The 18,981-nt window shown below is 71.5% G+C and carries 18 protein-coding genes and 2 pseudogenes; 10 read left to right on the forward strand and 10 right to left on the reverse strand.

Annotated elements, in window-relative coordinates; translation table 11 throughout:
• Positions 1 to 153: 153 nt before the first annotated feature.
• The 4 genes from MET2598_RS0126745 to MET2598_RS0126760 all read left to right on the forward strand — a co-directional run bounded on the left by MET2598_RS0126745 (position 154) and on the right by MET2598_RS0126760 (position 4,492).
• Positions 154 to 873 carry a 4'-phosphopantetheinyl transferase family protein gene (locus MET2598_RS0126745; RefSeq protein WP_012330165.1) on the forward strand — a complete coding sequence of 240 codons (720 nt, stop codon included), beginning with the start codon at positions 154 to 156 and terminating at the stop codon, positions 871 to 873.
• Positions 874 to 1,385: 512 nt separating this feature from the next.
• On the forward strand, positions 1,386 to 2,528 hold the full coding sequence (locus tag MET2598_RS0126750) for an ABC transporter permease (RefSeq protein ID WP_012330164.1): 1,143 nt from the start codon (positions 1,386 to 1,388) through the stop codon (positions 2,526 to 2,528).
• 4 nt (positions 2,529 to 2,532) lie between these two features.
• Positions 2,533 to 3,255, forward strand: a complete 723-nt coding sequence (locus MET2598_RS0126755; RefSeq protein WP_018262953.1) for an ABC transporter ATP-binding protein — start codon at positions 2,533 to 2,535, stop codon at positions 3,253 to 3,255.
• A 118-nt stretch (positions 3,256 to 3,373) separates the two neighbouring features.
• A complete protein-coding gene (locus MET2598_RS0126760) occupies positions 3,374 to 4,492 on the forward strand; it encodes an HlyD family secretion protein (RefSeq protein WP_236728817.1) in 1,119 nt (372 codons plus the stop codon).
• 526 nt (positions 4,493 to 5,018) lie between these two features.
• Here MET2598_RS0126760 and MET2598_RS43105 read toward each other — a convergent pair.
• A complete protein-coding gene (locus MET2598_RS43105; RefSeq protein ID WP_236728818.1) occupies positions 5,019 to 5,216 on the reverse strand; it encodes a hypothetical protein in 198 nt (65 codons plus the stop codon).
• Positions 5,217 to 5,634: 418 nt separating this feature from the next.
• On the opposite strand from MET2598_RS43105, the gene MET2598_RS0126765 reads away from it, so the two are divergent.
• A complete protein-coding gene (locus MET2598_RS0126765) occupies positions 5,635 to 5,841 on the forward strand; it encodes a DUF3606 domain-containing protein (protein ID WP_018262955.1) in 207 nt (68 codons plus the stop codon).
• 194 nt (positions 5,842 to 6,035) lie between these two features.
• Here MET2598_RS0126765 and MET2598_RS39900 read toward each other — a convergent pair.
• The 3 genes and pseudogenes from MET2598_RS39900 to MET2598_RS43905 all read right to left on the reverse strand — a co-directional run.
• Positions 6,036 to 6,583, reverse strand: a pseudogene (locus MET2598_RS39900) (IS701 family transposase); the annotation flags it as partial.
• 120 nt (positions 6,584 to 6,703) lie between these two features.
• Positions 6,704 to 7,375, reverse strand: coding sequence for a thioesterase II family protein (locus MET2598_RS37430; protein ID WP_084673936.1), 672 nt, complete (start codon positions 7,373 to 7,375; stop codon positions 6,704 to 6,706).
• Between the two features lie 187 nt (positions 7,376 to 7,562).
• Positions 7,563 to 8,243, reverse strand: a pseudogene (locus MET2598_RS43905) (thioesterase II family protein); the annotation flags it as partial.
• Between the two features lie 21 nt (positions 8,244 to 8,264).
• Here MET2598_RS43905 and MET2598_RS43910 point away from each other — a divergent pair.
• Positions 8,265 to 8,777, forward strand: a complete 513-nt coding sequence (locus tag MET2598_RS43910; RefSeq protein ID WP_442919014.1) for a thioesterase domain-containing protein — start codon at positions 8,265 to 8,267, stop codon at positions 8,775 to 8,777.
• A gap of 36 nt (positions 8,778 to 8,813) precedes the next feature.
• Positions 8,814 to 9,299, forward strand: a complete 486-nt coding sequence (locus tag MET2598_RS0126785) for a hypothetical protein (protein WP_018262958.1) — start codon at positions 8,814 to 8,816, stop codon at positions 9,297 to 9,299.
• Between the two features lie 146 nt (positions 9,300 to 9,445).
• Here the strand turns inward: MET2598_RS0126785 and MET2598_RS38270 are convergent, their stop codons facing one another.
• From MET2598_RS38270 to MET2598_RS43110, 6 genes are read right to left on the reverse strand one after another with little or no spacing between them, the layout of a single operon-like run.
• Positions 9,446 to 11,203 (reverse strand): ABC transporter ATP-binding protein, encoded by a 1,758-nt coding sequence (locus tag MET2598_RS38270; protein ID WP_018262959.1) that lies wholly within the window; start codon positions 11,201 to 11,203, stop codon positions 9,446 to 9,448.
• Entirely contained in the window at positions 11,187 to 13,019 is a 1,833-nt protein-coding gene (locus MET2598_RS37440; protein ID WP_018262960.1) for an ABC transporter ATP-binding protein, read from the reverse strand. The genes MET2598_RS38270 and MET2598_RS37440 overlap by 17 nt, the downstream gene beginning before the upstream one ends.
• Positions 13,004 to 13,432 (reverse strand): hypothetical protein, encoded by a 429-nt coding sequence (locus MET2598_RS0126800; protein ID WP_018262961.1) that lies wholly within the window; start codon positions 13,430 to 13,432, stop codon positions 13,004 to 13,006. Before MET2598_RS0126800 ends, MET2598_RS37440 begins: the two co-directional genes overlap by 16 nt.
• Positions 13,417 to 14,178, reverse strand: a complete 762-nt coding sequence (locus MET2598_RS37445) for a hypothetical protein (RefSeq protein WP_051086532.1) — start codon at positions 14,176 to 14,178, stop codon at positions 13,417 to 13,419. Before MET2598_RS37445 ends, MET2598_RS0126800 begins: the two co-directional genes overlap by 16 nt.
• Positions 14,160 to 15,263 (reverse strand): TonB-dependent receptor, encoded by a 1,104-nt coding sequence (locus MET2598_RS37450; protein ID WP_236728928.1) that lies wholly within the window; start codon positions 15,261 to 15,263, stop codon positions 14,160 to 14,162. Before MET2598_RS37450 ends, MET2598_RS37445 begins: the two co-directional genes overlap by 19 nt.
• Positions 15,163 to 16,203 (reverse strand): TonB-dependent receptor plug domain-containing protein, encoded by a 1,041-nt coding sequence (locus MET2598_RS43110; RefSeq protein ID WP_084673938.1) that lies wholly within the window; start codon positions 16,201 to 16,203, stop codon positions 15,163 to 15,165. Before MET2598_RS43110 ends, MET2598_RS37450 begins: the two co-directional genes overlap by 101 nt.
• 89 nt (positions 16,204 to 16,292) lie before the next feature.
• Between MET2598_RS43110 and MET2598_RS0126815 the strand changes: the two genes are divergently transcribed.
• The 3 genes from MET2598_RS0126815 (at position 16,293) to MET2598_RS0126825 (ending at position 18,980) form a co-directional block, all read left to right on the forward strand.
• The gene (locus MET2598_RS0126815) at positions 16,293 to 17,057 is read left to right on the forward strand and encodes a hypothetical protein (RefSeq protein WP_018262964.1); all 765 of its coding nucleotides are present in this window, start codon (positions 16,293 to 16,295) and stop codon (positions 17,055 to 17,057) included.
• Positions 17,058 to 17,165: 108 nt separating this feature from the next.
• Positions 17,166 to 17,579, forward strand: coding sequence for an EF-hand domain-containing protein (locus MET2598_RS0126820; RefSeq protein ID WP_018262965.1), 414 nt, complete (start codon positions 17,166 to 17,168; stop codon positions 17,577 to 17,579).
• A gap of 363 nt (positions 17,580 to 17,942) precedes the next feature.
• A complete protein-coding gene (locus MET2598_RS0126825; RefSeq protein WP_018262966.1) occupies positions 17,943 to 18,980 on the forward strand; it encodes a YeeE/YedE family protein in 1,038 nt (345 codons plus the stop codon).
• Position 18,981: the final 1 nt, after the last annotated feature.

Genomic DNA, 18,981 nt, shown 5'->3' on the forward strand with positions numbered 1-18,981 from the left:
AGGAACCGGCTACGGTGGCGAGGCCAGCATTCCGCGCTCCTTGGCCGCGCGGGCTTGCCGGGACGGGACATGCGGGAGAGCATCCCGCCGACAGCTTATGAATCGAACCGGCGTCTCATCGTCGGCCCGCCGTCTTCGGAGCGATCCTTGAGGATGTTCCCGCCGAACGAGGTCCGGGTCTGGCGGGCGCGCGTCGGGCGGCAGCCGGCGGGATGGCTGCCGCTGGCGACGGGAACGCTGTCGGAGGAGGAGCGCGCCCGTCAGGCCCGCTTCGTCCGCGAACGGGATGCCGAGCTGTTCGCGCTCGGTCGCGCGATGCTTCGCCGGGTCCTCGCGGCGTCCATGGACGTGGCGCCCCGCGCGGTGACGTTCGAGGCGGGGCCGTTCGGGAAGCCCCGACTCGCGGCCGCGCATCGGGCGCCGTTCCGGTTCAATCCGACGCATTCCGGAGACCTCGCCGTGGTCGCCATCACCGTCGGACGCGAAGTCGGCGTGGACGTCGAGGCCGTGCGCCCGCTCAAAGATCTCGAGGGGCTCGTTCGAGCGACCTTCTCCGCCCGCGAGCAGCGGGACATCCTGGCCGCCCCGGAGGCCGGCCGGCTCGCGTCGTTCTTCGCGGCGTGGGCGAGGAAGGAGGCCGTCGTGAAGGCGCTGGGGCACGGTTTGCGCTTTCCGCTGGACGCCTTCGACGTGGAGGTGAGCCCGGAGGCGCCCCCGGCGCTCCTGGCATCGCGGGAGGCGGCGCTGGTCCCCTCCGCCTGGATCATGCACGCCCTGCCGCCGATGGCCGGATACGCGTCGGCGCTGGCAGTTGAGCGTGCGATGAATTCCGCGGTGACGTGCGAGGAATGGACCTGCGCCGCCTCCCCGTGAGGTGGCGCACAGATGCCGCGCCTAATGCGAGTGAGATTGGCGCCCGAGTTCCCCGCCCGGGACATGGAAGCCAGTCATGACGCCGCATCGGTTCACGGTCGGGCAGATCGTCACCTATTCCCAGACGCGTTTCCCCAACATGCTCAGCGGGGCCCAGTGCAGGATCGCGCGCCTGCTTCCGACCAGGCCCCAGCCGCTGGGGCCTGAGTACTTGATCCGGTGCGACCGCTTCGCCCGCGAGCTCATCGTGGGCGAACATGAACTCAGCGAGATCCGGTCACCGAGCGGAGGGGGCAGCCGGGCCGAACGTCCGCTCGGGCGGCAGCACGCCCGCACGACCATGCCGGGGACCCCTGGCGGGCCGTGGCAGCCACCCCGCGCGGCGTTGGCGCGAAGACCAAATCCGCGATTCCGAAGTAATCAGGCGGATTTGGCATGAGACGGCGGGTGGAGATCCCGGACAAGCGGACCGCGAGCACCCAGTCGGCAGATTTTCCCCAGAGGAGCGGTTGATGAACGGTGTGGCCGTCAGAATGCTCATCCGGGATCACGCCAAGTATCTTGGGCTCGTGTTCGGTATCGCCTTCTCGACGATGCTGATGTCGAACCAAGTCGCGATCTTCATCGGCCTGATGCTGCGCACGGCGAGCCAGATCATCGACGTTCGCGAGACCGACATCTGGGTGATGGATCCGCGCGTCGAATACATCGACGTGGTCGAGGGAATGGCGGATATGCAATTGCACCGCGTGCGTGGGGTGGAGGGGGTCGACTGGGCCGTCCCGCTGCACAAGAGCCTCCCCGTCGCGCACACGCGGGAGGGGGTGCTGCAGCAGGTGATCCTGCTCGGCGTCGACGACGCCACGCTGGTCGGCGTCGCACCGCACCTGGTCCTCGGCGCGGTCGAGGATCTCAGGCAGCCGGATGCCGTGATCGTCGACCGGGCGGGATACCAGTTCATGTGGCCCGGGGAAGCGCTCGCCCTCGGCAAGGAATTCGAGATCAACGACCGCCGCGCGGTGGTCGTCGCGATCTCCGAGGCCTCTGCGCCCTTCGCCACCTTCCCGGTCGTGCACACCAAGTATTCCAGCGCGCTCGGCTTCGACGGGCGCTCCCGCAAGCAATTGTCCTTCGTGCTCGCCCGCGCCCGTGCGGGTCAGGATCCGCGCGCGCTCGCCAGGCGGATCGCCGCGGAGACGGGCCTGAAGGCCCTGACGTGGCGCGACTTCGCCTGGGCCACCGTCGAATACTACATGAAGCGGACCGGGATTCCGGTGAATTTCGGGATCACGACGGCCCTCGGCTTCATCGTCGGCGCCGTCGTCGTCGGACAGACCTACTACCTGTTCGTCCTTGAGAACCTGCGCCACTTCGGCGCCCTGAAGGCCATGGGTGTCGGCAATCTCACGATCGTGCGCATGGTCCTGCTCCAGGCCGTGGTCGTGGCGAGCATCGGCTACGCCATCGGCATCGGGTTCTGCGCCGTGTTCTTCGAGGTGTTGTCGCGCACGGCGATCGACTTCCGCGGCTTCGCGCTGCCCTGGGAGGTCGCGGCCGGAACGGCCGGCGCCGTCTTCGTCATCATCGCCGTCGCGAGCCTCGCCAGCATCCGCAGGGTGCTTGTCGTGGATCCCGCGATCGTGTTCCGGGGCTAGCGCGATGGGCAGTGCCTCCGCCATCGTGCGCTGCAGCGGCATCACGAAGACGTTCACCGCGGGCGAAGACCTCGTCACGGTGCTGCACGGGATCGACTTCGAACTGCCCGCAGGTGAACTCACGATGCTGGTCGGTCCGTCCGGTTGCGGCAAAACCACCCTGATCTCGATCATCGCCGGCATCCTGAGCCCGACCTCCGGGGAGGTCGCGATCTGCGGCGCGTCGGTCACCCGCATGGGGGACCGGGAGAGGACAGCCTTCCGACGCCGGACGATCGGCTTCATCTTCCAGCAGTACAACCTCCTGCCGGCGCTGACCGTCGCCGAGAACGCGGCGATCCCGCTGGTCGCCGCGGGGATGCCGATGAGGCGGGCGCTGGAGCGGGCAATCCCCATTCTGACCCGCCTCGGAATGGCCGGCCACGTCGGCAAGACCCCGAATCAGCTCTCGGGCGGGCAGCAGCAGCGGGTCGCGATCGCGCGGGCGCTGGTCCACGAGCCCCGGCTGATCGTCTGCGACGAGCCGACCGCTGCGCTCGACGCCGACACCGGTCGATCGGTCCTCGAGCTCCTCAAGGCCGCCGCGCTGGCGGAGGACCGGGCGGTCATCGTCGTCACCCATGACAGCCGAATCTACTCCTTCGCGGACCGGATCACGGCCATGGAGGACGGGCGAATCCGCTCGGCCCGCGTCGCGCAGGCGAGGATGGGATCGGAGGTGGCGTGACATGACCGGCAGTTCCGTCCTGCTCCGCTTCGGCGTTCCCGCGCTGGCCGCCGGCCTGTTCGGCTTCACCGCCTGGTCCGTTTCGGCGAAGTACGATCCCCGGCCGATCACCGAGCCGGTGATCGCGGCGCCGGCCAACTCCTACGCCCAGGGGGTGTCCGCCGCCGGGATCATCGAGCCGGCGAGCGAGGTGGTCGCGGTCGCCACCGAGCGCGGCGGCGTCGTCTCCCGCGTGGAGGTCGTGGCCGGCGCCGGGGTCACGGCCGGACGGCCGCTCTTCTCCGTCGACGATCGTGAGGTCCGGGCCGTTGTTGCGCGGCATGAGGGCGCGCTCGCGGCGGCCGAGGCCCTCCTGAGCTCGGCCGACCTGAACATCGCGATGCAGCGTCACAAGATCTCGCAGGCGGCGGCGGAACTCGAGAACGCTCAGGCTGAATCGAGCCGGGCGGAGCTCGACCGCCTCCGGTACGCGTCGCTCGCCCGCGGGTCCTGGGTTTCGCGCCAGCGCTACGAGGCGGCCATCGCGGATGCGGGGAAGGCCGCCGCGGCGGTCGCGGCCGCCGAGGCCGCGGTCGCCGCAGCGAAGCAGCAGAGCAAGGTCCTGACCGCCAAGCGGCTCGAGGCGGAGGCCAATGTCGCCCAGTCGAAGGCGGCGCTGGAACAGGCGCGCGTCGACCTCGACAGGACGGTCGTGAAGGCGCCGATCGACGGCAAGATCCTCAAGGTCAATGTCCGCGTCGGCGAGTACGCGCAGGCGGGCGCGCTGTCCTCCCCGCTCATGATCATGGGAAGCGCGGATCTCCTGCATGTCCGCGCCGATGTCGACGAGGCCGACAGCTGGAGGATCAACGCGGGCAGCCCGGCCGTCGCGCGGCTGCGCGGCAACCCGAAGATCTCCGCCCCGCTGTCCTTCGTGCGCATCGAGCCCTACGTGGTGCCGAAGCGGTCGCTCACCGGCGCCAGCACAGAGCGCGTCGACACGCGGGTTCTCCAAGTGATCTACGCGCTGCAGGTTTCCGACTTCCCGGCCTTCGTCGGCCAGCAGGTCGACGTGTTCATCAAGACCGATTCGCCTCAGGGCGTCGCGGAACTTCGCCGAGATCCCGCGGAGGTGGCGCGGCCGCTGCCTGCCTGCCCGCAATCTCTCGCGACGCACCGGGGATGCCGCATACCTGGGCAGGCGGACGCCCCGTGGCAACAAGCCCAGGGCACCCAGATCGGCCAACCCGCCGATTGACGGTGATCCACTCGACTCCGCCGTGAGCGAGTGGGACCGGCTCCGGGTCCAGCGAGTTCGGCCCGCGCCTTGGTGCGGAAGTCCGCCTCCAGCCACGGGCGCTCGCGCGCCCGGGCCAAGAAAGCCTTACGGTCCACCTGTTGGCGATGGTGTCAAGGAGGTCGCCCGCAATCGCCGCCGCGTCATACCAAAGGCTCAGGATGCTGACGCATCGAGCCGTTGCTCCATCTCGAATTTTCGATTTCAAGCCAGAGGCTTGGCGAACCAGAGGCTTGGCGAACCAGAGGCTTGGCGAACCAGAGGCTTGGCGAAAATTCGAGAGCCGCGGAACCGCCGAGCCACGTCTCCCATTGGCGTAAGAAAATAAGTCAAAACACCGAGTAGCGAGGGCGCCACAACAATGATGCTGGTCATTACATTAGTATAACATACCGTCGCCAATGTACATCGGTCGCCCCATGGACCGTGTCCAGGTCTGTTGCAGCGCTCGTCCGTCTCGGCGGACGCACTCAAATAGTTTGCGCGCTCAATGTGAGCGCCACTCGGCAGGGATGAGATCCTCTCCCCGCTCGCTGCCCGCGCCAGCCGTTTTGGCTGCTTCCTGAGCAGCCTCTTGCTTGCCGAGCTGCCGCAGGCGCACTGGCTCTGCTGCCGTTGAGGCCGTCAGCTGCAGGATCTTCCGAATGGCCGACAGGTTCCCTGCCCGGGCTTTGGCGAACAGCAATCCTATCGCCTGGCACCGGCACCGAGCTTGGCCGTACAGGAGAGCGTCGCGCTGATCACGCTGCAGGTAGGCAACTGTGATCCGAAGTGCCGCTGCGATCGTCTCCGGCCTCTCGCCCAAGGCGGCCACTTCCTCCACCACGAGCCCAGGGCCAGTTGCTGGGACAGGTCGCGGCGACGGCTTACGTCCCGCACCCGGCCTTGCACCTCCGCGCCCGATGCCCAAAGATCTCGTCATCGCAATCTCCTTTTGGTGCAACGCCTCAGCTGGAAAAAAATCTTTGCATGAGACCAGATGCGGTATTTTGTCCTTGGATTTCTATAATTTTCCGGATCCCCCGCCCCGTAGGACCTTTGCCTCGCTGGATACCGTCGGGAGCGTCCCCACATGTGGACCAGAGAAGATGAGGAGGAGCGCCATGGCAGAAGCTGTTCACGGCCAGCCTGTCGGTGATCCGGAGGTCGTGCTTCTGGACGATCCGGGGACACGAGCATTCTGGGCCCGACGCTTCCAGGAGCCTGCCGAGAAGATCGAGCAGGCAGTCGAGGAAGTCGGAAACGATCCGGCTCGTGTGGCCCAGTATCTCGGGAAGCCCTGGCCGTACGAGAAGAGCGGCATCGTCTGACACGCGCCGAGTGGGATGACGGTTGCCTGCGTCGCTTCAGATGCGCCTCTTGGGCTGCCGCTTGGTGAGCGCGTCTCCGGGCTGACCAAGCGATGACGACAGCGGGCCCAATGCGTCGCTGTGCTGGCCGCATCGCCACGCGCCGGATCTCCTGGACCGACCGGGGCACCGGCGGGCGTGGCGATGAGCGCGGGTTTTGGGGGCGCGCCATTTGCCAACCGGCGGACCCGCGCCAGCAAGGCGAAGGCCAGCATCACCAACGGGACGTGCCGGTGCCAGCCATGCCGGGAGCGGCTCTCGTCGTGGGCCAAGCCGAGTTCCGTCTTGGCGGTCTCGAAGGCATCCTCGATCGCCCAGCGCCGGCCCTCCACCGCCACCAGCCTCGTGACGGGCGTGCCGGCGGGGCACCAGGTCGTGAAGGAGGCCAGAGCCCCGTCCGACAGGCTGCGCCGGACCAGCAGGCCGCGCGTCCACTCGCTCTCATCGAGGGCCGGATCCAGGGCGCTGGCCGGCAGGGTGGCCAGAGGCAGGTAGGCCCAGTCGAACAGGCGCGCCCCTTCGGGCCCGCCCCAGCTGACAGGCGGATCCAATCCGTCTCCGCGAGCCCCTTGGCGATGTCCTCGGCCGTGCCGGCAATGGGGCGTTCCGTGATCCAGGACCAGACGCTGTGTTGGCCGGTGACGCCCAGCACGCAGCCTTTGGAGGCGCGCCGCAGCGCCATCTCGATCTCGCTCACCCCCCAGCCATGGGCGCCGGCCCCCGCCGGCGCGAGGACCAGCAGCAACGGGAACGCGGCGCGTCCCTTGCCGCGGATCCACCTTGCGAGGGGCTTCCGTCCGGGCGGCGGGGGACGCGGCCGGCATCAGCCGGCGGCCGCCGCGAGGCGGGCGAGGCGCTCGGCGAGGGCGCTCCGGACCGGCGGGTCCGCGAGGTAGAAGTGCCCGCCTGCCGGGTGCCAGCGCGCGCAGCCGGAGCGGGTGGCGGCCTCCCACCCGGCCATGTCGGCCTCGCCGATTTCGGCGTCGTCCTGCCCGCGGATCGCCAGGATCGGGCAGTCGAGCGCCTCCGGCTGGGGGCGGTGATAGGGGTCGGTCAGGGTGAAATCCGCGCGGATCGCCGGCAGCAGGAGCGCCATCAGCTCCCGGTGTGCGAGGATTGCCGCGTCGGTGCCGCCGATGCGGGCGAGTTCGGCCAGGAGCGCGTCGTCCACCAGCGTGTGCCGCAACGGCTGCGGCGTGGGGACGTCCGGCGCCCGCCGGGCCGAGACGACGAGGTGGGCCGGGACGAGGCCGCTCCCTTCGAGGCGGAGGGCGGTCTCGTAGGCGATCAGGGCGCCGAGACTGTGCCCGAACAGGATGACCGGCCGGCTCCAGTCGAGATGCGCGGCGAGGAGGTCGGACAGGGCGCGGGCGACGCCCGCGAGGTCCGCGCGGCGCTTCGCCGAAGCGGCCGCCGCGCCCCGGCAGTTCGACGGGGCAGACCGCGACGCCCGCGAGAGCCGGCACATCGAGCCAGGGCCGGAAGAACCCGGCATTGCCGCCCGCGTGGTGGAAGCACACGACCTGCGGCCGGCCCCGCGGCGGCGAGGGCGTCAAGGGGAACCAGGCGCGCGGGTCCTGCGCCGCGGGGCCGGACGGCGGTCCGGCAAGCCGGCCGGCGAGGAGGCGGGCCAGCGCGGGTCCCTCGTCACGCAGGGCGAAGTGGCCGCCGGGCAGCCTGTGGAGGGTGAAACCGGCCGAGGTCCGGGCCTCCCAGGCCTCGACCGCCTCCATCGACACCAGGGCGTCGGCTTCAGCCGCGACCGCCAGGATCGGGGCCGCGACCACCGCCTCGCTGTGGTAGCCGGTCGCCATGGCGAAGTCCCCCTCCAGGGAGTCGCGCAGCGTCCCGAGCATCCCGTCATGGGCCAGGACCGCCTCGGCGCTGCCGCCGAGGCGGCGCAGCGGCTCCGCCCAGCTCTCGCCCGGCCGCGGCAGGAGCGATGCGGGGACCGGCCGATCCGGCGACGGGCAGGCGCCCAGCATGAGCAGGCGCGCGACGGTCCCGGTCTCGTCCAGCCGCCGCGCGAGGGCGAAGGCGATCTTGCAGCCGAGGCTCCAGCCGACGAGGGCGAGAGGCCGGTGCCGGACGGAGTCGAGGAGCGGCAGCAGCGCCTCCGCGGCCGCCTCCACGCTGCGGAAGGCAGGCTCGCCGACCCGGTGCTCGCGCCCCGGGAGCTGGACCGGGCAGAAGCGGACGCCCTCCGGCAGGTGCGCCTCCCAGCCGCGGAAGACCGAGGCGCCGCCCGCCGCGAACGGGAATGCGAGGACGTTGGCGGCGGCCTCCGGGTGCGGCCCGCCGAAGGGGAACCAGGCGCGCGCCGCCCGCACGGCCGCGTCGGCCTGCTCCAGAAGGCCGGCCATCCGCCGCGGGCGTCCGCGCAGGTGGGCCGCGTCGCCCGCCTCCGGCCGCCCGGCCGGTCCGGGCCGCCGCCGCGCCCGCAGGAGGCAGTAGCGGATCCGCCCTGCGGCGAGCCGGTCCCACAGGGGCGAGCCGGGCAGGGCGAAGTAGCCGCCGACCGCCTCGACGAGGTCGGGATCGGCCCGGCGCAGGCGCTCCACGACGCCGGCGGGCGCCGCCGCGCGGGCCGCCAGCACGCCCTCGCGCAGGCCGAGGCCGGGGCCGCGCCGCGCCCGGCCCTGCTCTGCGGCGGGCCGGGCGCGCCGCTCGTCTGCCTGCACGCCAGCGACGGCTTCGCCGCCGCCTACCGCCCCCTCGCCGAGGGGCTCGACGGCGCCAGAGCCGTCCTCGCCCTCGACGCGCCGGGTCTCCGGCCCGGCGAGGCGCCGGTCGACCGTCTCGACGTCCTCGCGCACCGGCACCGCGCATGTCTCGGGCCGGCCCCTGAGGGCGGCCACCAGCTCCTCGGCTGGTCGATGGGCGCGCACACGGCCTGACAGCTCGCTCAGGACCTCCTCGCGGCCGGCGAGCCGGTGGCGCGCGTGATCCTGGTCGATCCCTCGCCCCGCGCGCCCTTTGCAGGAATCCGCTCCCCGGGCGGCCTGCTCCTCGCCTGCGCGGGGGACGCGGCGCGGGCCGCCCTGGCGGCGGACGGGCACGATGCGGGGTCGATCGATGCCATGCCGGAGGCGGGGCGGCGCGGCCTGTGGCGCCGGCTGCTCGCGGGCCAGGGCCTGCCCGCCTCGCTCCTCGCCGACGAGGCCGGGCTGGATCGCTTCCTCGGCGTGGTCGCCGCCAACCTGCGCGCCATGGTCGCGGCGAGGCTCGCGCCGCTGCCGGCCGGCCCGGAGGTCACGGTCTTCACCGCGGCCCGGCGCCCGCCGGGCTGGGGCGATGCCCTCGCCGAGTGGGAGACTCTGCTCGCCGGCCGCGCCACGCCCATGCCGGTCGAGGCGGACCATTGGTCGATCCTCGGCGCCCCGGACTTGGCGCGGCGGATTCGGGCGCTGCCGCGATGAAAACCAGCAGCCGAGGATGCCGAGGCGTCATACGACATCCGGTTGATTGCTTCGCAATGCGGATGTCGTATCACCCCGGTCTCGGGTAGGCCCGAGATCGGGAACCGATGGTCCTCCTCGACGACCGCCGGGAGAGGAGAGGCGCGTCAGCCCCTCAGCCGCCAGCGCTCGGTGTCGCGGTAGGCGTCCCAGAGGTCGCGATAGTGGGCGCAGCGTGCCTCGAGCTCGGCCGGCGTGCCGCTGTCGACGACGCGACCGGCCTCCATCACCACGATGTGGTCGGCCCGCGCGATGGTCTGCAGCCGGTGGGCCACCATCACCACGGTCCGGTCCCGGAACAGCGCCCGCAGCCCTTCGCCGACACCGTGCTCGCTCTCCGCATCGAGGGCCGAGGTCGCCTCGTCGAGCAGCACGATCGGCGCGTCCTTGAGGATAGCGCGGGCGATCGCGACCCGCTGGCGTTCGCCGCCGGAGAGGTCGCGCCCACCCTCGCCGAGGACCGTGTCGAAGCCCTGCGGCAGGTGCGCCACCAAGTCCCCGCAGCAGGCCCGCTCGGCCGCCTCCCGGCACTCGGCCTGCGACGCCCCGGGGCGGGCGAGACGAAGGTTGCCGGCCAGCGTGTCGGCGAACAGGATCACGTCCTGCGGCACGACTCCGAGCCGGGCGAGGTGCCGATCCAGAGGCACCGCGCGGATGTCCTGCCCGCCCACCGTGATCCGTCCCGCCTCGGGGTCGAAGGCACGCGCGATGAGCGCCAGCAGCGTCGACTTGCCCGCGCCGCTCGGGCCGACCACCGCCGTCACCTGCCCGGCCGGGAGCGCGAGGTCGAACCCGTCGAGCACCGGCCGGCCCGGCCCGTAGCCGAAGCGCACCCCCTCGAAGCGGATCTCGCCTGGGCGGACCGGCTCAGTCCCGTCCTCCAGGGCCGGCTGCGCCAGGATCGCGGCCGCGCGGGCATGGGCGTCGCCGACGAGGCGCATCATGAAGCCCTCGCCGAGGGAGGCCTCCAGGGGGGCGAGCAGGAGCAGCAACACGAGGAGCGCGACGGCGAGGCCGGGCGCGTCGATCGCGCCATTCGTGAACAAGGCGACCGCGACGCCAACCAGGGCGAGCACCGCGAGGTCGAGGAGGATGCGCGCGGCGCTCACCTGGGGAGCCACGGTGCCGATCGCCCGCCGGTAGAAGGCGTGCAGCGCCTCGACTTGCCGACGGTAGGCGCCCCGCTGCGCGTCGACCTGCCCCATCGCGCGCAGCACCGGCAGGCCGGCCAGAAACTCGACCATCCGCTCGGCGGTCTCGGCGACGAGGCTCGCCTGGTCGCGGGCGAGCCGCGCGAGGGCGCGGTCGAGGCCCCGGTAGGCGAGGACGGCGAGGCCCGCGAGGACGAGCGCCGCGGCGAGGAAGAGCGGGTGCACCGCGCCGAGCGCCGCAACCAGCACCAGCGAGAGCGCGGCCTGCCCGACCTGGCGGCCGAGGCCGTAACCCGCCTCTTCCTCGATCCAGCGAAAGCGGTTGGTCACGAGGTCCGCCAGGCCGCCCGCGCCGACCCGCGCGAGCGCGCCGAGGCCGAGGCGCCGCAGATGGGCGAACAGGTCGAGCCGGAGTTCTGCCACGGCGCCATAGCCGGACTCGAAGCCGCGGGCGAAGCCGACCGGCATCACGGCGATCCGGGCCAGGAACGCCCCCGCCACGAGGGCGGTCGCGGCGAGCGAGCGCCCGTCCGTCCAGGTTCCCGCGGCGAGGCCGTGGACGACCCACGCCGCCGTCAGGAGCGGCACCGCGGCGAGCCCCGCATCGGTGGCGAGGAGGGCGAGCCCGATGCGGTAGCGGACCCGCATCCGGGGCTCCATCCGGCGGGTGAGGTCGCGCCACCAGGAGACCGGGCGCTCAGCGGGCTGCGGCATGGTGTGCATCCTCCGGAAGGCCAATGCCGCCGGGGCCCGCGGCGCCGCCGTTCTGAAGCGACCAGTAGCGGGCGTAGCGGCCACCTCGCGCGAGCAGCCCGGCATGATCGCCGCTCTCCGCGATGCGGCCCGCGTCGAGCACCACGATCCGGTCGGCATCGACGATCGAGGCGAGGCGGTGGGCGATGACGAGCACCGTCCGGCCGCGGGCGAGGGCGCCCAGGGCGCGCTGGATCTCGCGCTCGTTGACCGGGTCGGCCGCTGCGGTCGCCTCGTCGAGCACCAGGATCGGCGCGTCGCGCAGGATCGCCCGGGCGACGCTGAGGCGCTGGCGCTCGCCCCCCGAGAGCGCCGCCCCCCCGCCTGCGAGCACCGCCTCGACGCCGCCCGGCAGACCGGCGACGAAGTCCGCCGCGCGGGCCCGCGCGAGGGCCTCGGCCATGGCCCGCGGCGTGGCCTCGGGCGCGGCGAGGCGCAGGTTCTCGGCGACCGTGCCGGTGAACAGCCAGGGGTGCTGCGGCACGGTGCCCACCAGGGCGTGGAGCGTGTCGGGCGCCATATCGCGCAGGTCGACCCCGCCGATCGTAATCCGGCCCTCGTGCGGGTCCTGGGCGCGCAGCAGCAGGTTGGCGAGCGTCGTCTTGCCTGCCCCGCTCGCGCCGACGAGCGCCGTGACCGTGCCGGGCTCCAGCACGAGGTCGATCCCGTCGAGCACCTTGCGCTCGCCGCGGCGGAAGCCGACGCCCTCGAAGCGCACGGTCCGGTCCGCCGGGCTCACGGGGGCGGCCGGAAGCGGCAACGGCGCCTCGGCGAGCAGGGCGTCGAGCCGGGCCAGCACCTCGCCCTGCTGCGCGAAGCGGAAGGCGAAGTTCGGCGGGCGGGTGACGAGGCCGCCGAGGCTCGGCGCGAAGACGACGAAGAGCACGAGGTGCGCGACCGGCAGATCGCCCCGCGCCAGCAGCCACAGCCCGAGGGGCAGCACGATCAGCAGGCCGGAGGTCACGCAGACCTGGAGCAGCGCGCTCGCCCGCAGCACCCGGCGCACGCAGTCGCCGATCACCGCGAGGTAGCGGCCGGTCATGTCGCGCAGGCGCGCGAGGGCCCGGTCGTCCTCGTCGAATAGGCGCAGGGTCGGCAGCCCGGCGACGTGCTCGGCCGCCCGCGCCGCCGTCTCGGCGCTGCGCTCGTAGTACGCGCGGGTGATGTCGGCCGAGCCGCGTGTCGTCGCCCGCATCGCCGCGAGGCCGAGGAGGATCGGCAGGGCGGCGGCCAGGGCGAGCCGCCAGTCGAGGGCGAAGAGGCCGACGAGGACGATCAGCGGCGCGGTGAAGGTCGCGGTCGCCTCCGGCACGAGGTGGGCGATGCCGTCCTCGATGCTCTCGACGTCGTCGAGGACGAGGCGGCGCAGGGCCTTGCCGCCGTAGCGCTCGAACACCGCCGCCGGCACGCGGGCGAGGTGCTCGGCAAGCGCCAGGCGCAGGTCGCGCTGCACGTCGACGGCGATGCTGTGCGAGAGCGCGGTCGAGCCCAGGAAGGCGAGACGACCCGCCACGACCAGGGCGGCGATCCCGGCCACGGTCCAGCCCATCCGGGCCCGGTCGGGCGCGGGCTCCAGGGCGTCGAGGATCAGGCGCGTGACGCCGAGCTGCCAGGCGAGGCCGAGGAGCGCGGCGAGGAGGCCGAACGCGATGGCGGCCGCCATCGCCCGCGGTCGCGTGCGCAGGAGGCCCGCGAGGCGGGCGAAGGTGGCGCCGAGCCCGCCCGCGGGCGGGGAGGAGGGCGCTGAGGGCTCGGGCGCGCTCACGCGGCGAGCCATGCTCGCGCCTGGGCGTCGGCTTCCGCGTCGCTCGCGACCACCCTGTACGGGTAGGGCAGGAAAGCCTTGTTCATCAGGGACATCGCCTTCACGGCGAAGGACCCGCGCCGCGCCGCGTCGGGCTCGACCCGGACGGCGCCGGCGCAGAGGCGCTTCTGGGCGTCCTTGCGCGCCTTGAACCAGGCCCGGTACGCCTTCATGAAGCGCGAGGAATCCTTCGGCATCTCCGGGCCGTGGAAGTCCAGCACGAAGCGCTCGTCCCTGGCGAGCAGGGCGTCGAACTCGGCGACGCGGGCCTCGGCCTCGGCATCGGGCACGCGATCGGGCATCCGGTAGCGGGCCACGGGCCAGCGCGAGAGGTCGAAGTCGCCTGAGGCGGGAGGGGTGCCGAAATCCGTCATGCCGGTCTCCATGGTCTCTCCGGTTGAGGGCAGGGCGGCGCCGGTCGCGCCGCAGCCCGGGCCGGCCTGCCGCGCCGCGCGCGGCACGAGGCGCGCCGCCGCGAGGCCGGGCCGGTGCTCGCGGAGCGCCGAGGCGCCGAGGCGCGCACGAGGAAAGGCTGGCTGAGGCCGAGGACCGGCGTCGCCCTAACCAGACTCGCGGCCGTCCGGCCCGCCGCCGCGATCAGGTCCAGGAGCAGGGCGCCGCCGACTGGGGGGCCGAGGAAGGAGACCCCGGCCTGCGCGGCGTTGCCCCGGCCGCGGTGGCTCGCCGGGAGGGTCTCGACGGCGAAGCCGTCGCAGGCGCTGCCGATGGCGGCGTTGGCCAGGGCGGCGGCGATGAGGCAGACGAGGAGCGGCGCGAAGGCCGCGGGGCCGATCCCGGCCCCGGCGGCGAGCGCGAGGGCGGAGAGTACGGCCCCGCAGGCCACGCTCGCCGACATGCGTCGCCGTCCGGCCGGCGGCAGGCGGTCGCGCTCCACCGCTCCCGACCACAGGCCCTCGAGCACCCGGGGCAGCAGGGTGAGGGAGACGAGCCCGATCCGGTCGAGGGGCTGGCCGGCCTCGCGCATGACGGCAGGCAGGCCCACCCGCGCGATCCCCATCACGACGCTCCGGGCGACGGACATCCCGCCGATCGCGGCCGGGACGGGGACGAGCGGGGCCTCCAGCCCGACGGCGGTCCCGGCGCCCAGCCGCATCAGAACCTCGTCCGCCATGACAGGCCCACGATCCGCGGCTGGCCGATGGTGCTGAGCGTGGCCGGGCCGTAGGCGAAGCTGTAGGTTCGGTAGGTGCGGTCGGTGAGATTGGTGACGAACAGGCGCAGGGTCGAGGCGGGATCGAAGACGACGTCGAGCCCGGCATCGAAGGTCGTGAAGGAGCCCTGCGAGAAGGTATTGGCCGGGTCGAAGTAGGTGCGGCTCACCGTCCGGGCGGCGCCGGTGAGGGCCATTTGGGCCGGCAGCCAGGTCTGGTCGATGAGGTAGCGGAACCCGACATTGGTCACCAGGTCCGGCGCCTGAGGCGTGCGGCCCCCGGCGATGCGCTGGCCCGTGATCGGATCGGCGTAGCCGGAGAACTCGGAGCGGCCGAACGCGCCCTGCGCGGTCAGCGTCAGACGGTCGGTGGGCCGCAGAGCCAGCTCGACCTCGACGCCGGTGCTGGTGCCCTCGGCGGCATTGCGCAGCACCTGGAAGCCGACCGGGCCGGCGTTGATCTGCTGGTGGGAGGTTTCGATGCGGTAGAAGGCACCCGACACCGTCGCGAGGCCGTTCAGCATCTCGGTGCGCGCGCCGACCTCGTAGTTCCAGGCCCGCTCCGGCTTGTAGGCGACGGCGTCGAGGGGGTTGGAGACCGCGCGGTTGAAGCCGCCCGGCTTGTAGCCCTCGGAGACGAGGGCGTAGACCCGCGTCGTCGGGTCGACCTGGTAGCCGAGGGAGACCTTCGGCTGGAAATTCGTGAAGCTCGCGTCGTTGTCGAAGTTGAAGCCGAAGCTGCCGCCGTTGAAGCCGATCGACGACCAGTCGACCGCAACACGGGTGCCGACGGTGAGGTCGAGCCGGTCGGTGAGCGCGTAGGTGCCCTCGCCGAACACCGCGACGCTGCGCGCATCCACGTCGTTGCGCGTGCCCGAGGCGCGGCGCGTGAACTGGTTGTCGAGGAACACGACGCCCGCGACGCCCTTGAACGGACCAGCCCCATCATAGGCCGCGCGGAACTCCTGATAGACGGTCCGGTAGGTCTCGGGGAAGGACTGCCCGAAGATGCGACGGTTGAGGTCGACGGCCTGGAACGACGTCACGCTGGTGAAGGTGACGTCGTTCAACCGGTAGTTCATGGTCAGGCCGGCCGTCGTCGTCTCGCGCCCCAGGACGCTGTAGGGGAACGGGATGACGGAGGAGCGGAAGGCGCGCCGCTTCACGTCGGAGTCGAGGATGTAGGTCTCCTCGCGCGAGCGCAGCGTGCGAGACGATCAGGCTGGCGTCGAAGGCACTCCCGAGCGGCGCGTAGCGCAAAGCAGCGCGACCACCGAGGCCGTTCCACCAGTCGACGTCGTCGCGATGGCGGTCGATGTCCCGGATCTGGCCGGTGAAGGAGCGCTCCTTGAAGCCGAGATCGAGGAACATCGCGTCGGGGATGAGCACGCTCGTCGTCGAGGTGCCGATCTCGAACAGGCGCTCGGAGGCGGTGCCGAACACGTCGGCGCGGGCGAAGCGCGGCTTCTCGGTCGCGATGTTGAGCACGCCCGCGAAGGCGTTCATCCCGTAGAGCGTGCCCTGCGGCCCGCGCAGGAGTTCGATCCGGCCGACGTCGAAGAGGTCCTGCGCCAGGTTCGCCGAAGCCTGAGGCACGCCGTCGACGTAAACCTGCATGACCGGGTTGTAGAAGTCCGGCGAGGAAATGCCGCGGACCGTGAAGTTGGCGTAGGCGCGGTTGCCGCGGCTCTCGATCACGATCCCGGGCAGGACCTTCTGCAGATCGCTCACATCGCGCACGTCGTTGTCGGCGAGCCGCGCCGCCGTCACCGCCGTGACCGAGGCGTCGACCCTGTCCAGACGCTGCGCGCGCTTGTTTGAAGTAATGATCACTTCGTCGAGCTTGATCTCGCCCCCTGCCGGCTGCGACAGGGCCGGAAAACCGACAAACGTTGCTATAGTCGTAAAAAAACTGATGATATCCTGCCTGTTGAGAGCATTTCTAAACTGCCGCAGTGCCGTCGAAATTGCCAGTGGTGTCATCATCTTTTTCGATGGATATTGTCAAACGCTTTCGGGGCCGGCATTAACGGCATCGGTACTAAGTCGAGTCTTCGCACATGGGAGAACGGGGCGTGTCGTCGGATCCACATCGCGACGGGCCGGCGGAGGCCGCACCGGTCGCCTCCTGGCAGGAGGCTGTGGCGGAGGGACTGGCCCGCCTCGGCTGGTCGCAGAGCGCGCGGATCGATCCGATCGCGTCCGACATCGCCATCGTGGTGGTCGACGCGTTCCTGGAGCGGGACCTCACGGTCGATCTCGCGGGGGCATCGACCTTCTCCCTGAGCATCGTGCTGGAGGGCAGCGGACGCCTCTCGGCGCGCGGCGTGTCGCCGGTTGAGGCGGAGGCCGGCACCGCCGTGCTGTTCGCCTGCAACGGTCCGGCCTCCGGGGAAGACCTGTTCCGCGGCGGCCGGCGCTTCCGAATCGTCGATCTGCGCTTTGAGGAGAGCTTCCTGTTGCGGACCGGCGACGCGCGCCTGACGGATCTCGCGGAGCGCCGCGACGAGGCGACGGACGGTGTGGCCGCCGCCCCGTTCCTGGTCGGCTTCCCTGCGCCGGCCTCGCTCGCATACGGCTTGTTCGGCTGTGCGCGATTTCCGGAATTTCGATTTGGGCTGCCGAAATGGCCGATGATCACGCGAAACCGGCCTCTCGGAAGTCCCGTGCGTCGCGACTCCGGCCTTCCCCGTTCGGGTAAGCGCAAGCTTGAAATCGGATTCGGCCTCCCCGGACAGTGTCCGCAGGGACTTTCAGGCGCCGGGCGACAGGCGCTAGTCGCGGCCGAGTTGAATGGCATCCGGGGGGAGCCTCTCGGGTGTGTCCCCCGTCTGTGCTAGATTTCCCGTGCTCGCCGCACCTAAAGCTCGCGCGGCGGGCAGCGGGCCGGGTCTCGCATTGCACGGTCAGGCTCGGCCCGTTCCCGGTAGCAGCCGAAGGAGGGGTCCATGACCCTCGCCACACTGGTGCGCGTGACCGCTCTCACCGCCATTCTCGCTGCTGGCGCAAGCTCCAGCGCGACCGCCCAGACACCAACGGCTCCGATGAGCACGCCCGGCCAAAGCGCCCAGCCTCCTCAGCCTGGGATGCCGGGCATGATGGGAGGCATGGGAGGCATGGGCCAAGGCGGCATGTGTGGAATGGGGATGATGGGCCACATGATGGGCGGGATGAACAGGGGCATGATGGATGACGGCCTCAGGATGAGAATGATGTTCGCTATTGCCGATACGGATGGAGACGGGTCCCTCTCGTTCGACGAGGTGACAGCTATCCATAGGCGCATCTTCAATGCCGCCGATACCAACAAGGACGGCAAGGTGACCCTTGAGGAGCTGCAGAAGTTCCTTCGGGGACAGTAGCTGCGGCCCGAGTCAGCGACGGCGGCGGAGGCGTCGATCATCTTCACGCTTGTGCCGCCGCCCCCTCATCCTGGCGCCTCGGTCAGAGGGGCCGGCTCGAGGAATCCGCGGGCGGCACGGACGAGAGGATGGGGAAGGTCGGGCTTCCCTCTTTCCGCCTCCCGGGAGTGGCCCGCATGGACCTCGTCGTCGCGGCAACAAGGAAGCGAAGCCGGAGCAACGGTGGGGCGTTCCCGGAGGAGGCTGCTTCCGCAATCCCCGCACGTTCGACCTTCGCTAAGCTTCTCTTAAGGCGAGCCTCCAAGTCTCTCTGAAGTCGATGGGCCTGGGCCGATCTCGTTCGGCGGGCTGATGGGGGGAGTGATGGAGCCGCATGTCATTCGCGCGGTCCTTGGACTCGTGATCGGATGCGTGCTCGGCTATGCGGCGCGGCGCGGCCGCTTCTGCACGCTCGGCGCATTGGAAGATGCCGTTTATGGCCAGGACACGCGGCGGCTGCGCGCCTGGGCGCTCGCCATCGCGGTGGCGATGGTCGGCGTCCATGGCCTGCGCTTGTACGGGCTCGAACTCCACCGGACGCTGTACGCCTCGCCACAGCTCGCGATTGGACCCTTGATTCTCGGCGGCCTGACATTCGGGTTCGGCATGGCCCTCGTCGGCAATTGCGCCTTCGGGAATCTATTGCGACTCGGCGGCGGGGACCTGAAGGCCCTGATCGCTCTCCTCGTCGCGGCCGTCTCTGCGGTCATGGCGATGCGGGGGCTCACCGCCGTCGTGCGGGTGATGGCGGTTGATCCTCTCGTCGTGTCGATCCCCGGCGGGCGCTTGCAGCTCCTTCCGGACCTGCTCGGCGTCGGGAGCCCCGCATCGATGGCCCTCGCGGCCGCCTGCGCCGCCCTCCTCACCGTTTATGCCTTCGCGGATGGAGCTTTCCGGAATGACCGGACGCTCGCCGCGGCGGCGGTCGTGATCGGATCGTGCGTGACCGCGGGATGGTGGGCGACGGGATTCGCCGGGTTCGATGCCTTCGGGACCGGCCGGCCGACGTCGCTGAGCTTCGCCCGGCCCATCGGCGACGCCCTGCTCTTCGCGATGGTGGCATCCGGGATGCAGGTCGATTTCGGGATCGCCTCGGTCCTTGGCGTGCTGGTGGGGGCGTTCGTCGAGGCGCGGCAGGCGCGGCGCTTCCGCTGGGAGGCCCCGGACGACCCGGGCGAGTTGCGGCGGCACATCGTCGGCGCGTTCCTGATGGGCACCGGCGGCATCACCGCGCTGGGCTGCACCATCGGCCAGGGCGTGACCGGGATCGCGACGCTGTCCGTCGGGTCGGCCATCGCCCTGGCGTCGATCGCGCTGGGAGGACGCGCCGGCCTCTATTACCTCGTGGAGCGGCGAGGCTGAC

The sequence above is a fragment of the Methylobacterium sp. WSM2598 genome, assembly GCF_000379105.1.
Classification (GTDB): domain Bacteria; phylum Pseudomonadota; class Alphaproteobacteria; order Rhizobiales; family Beijerinckiaceae; genus Methylobacterium.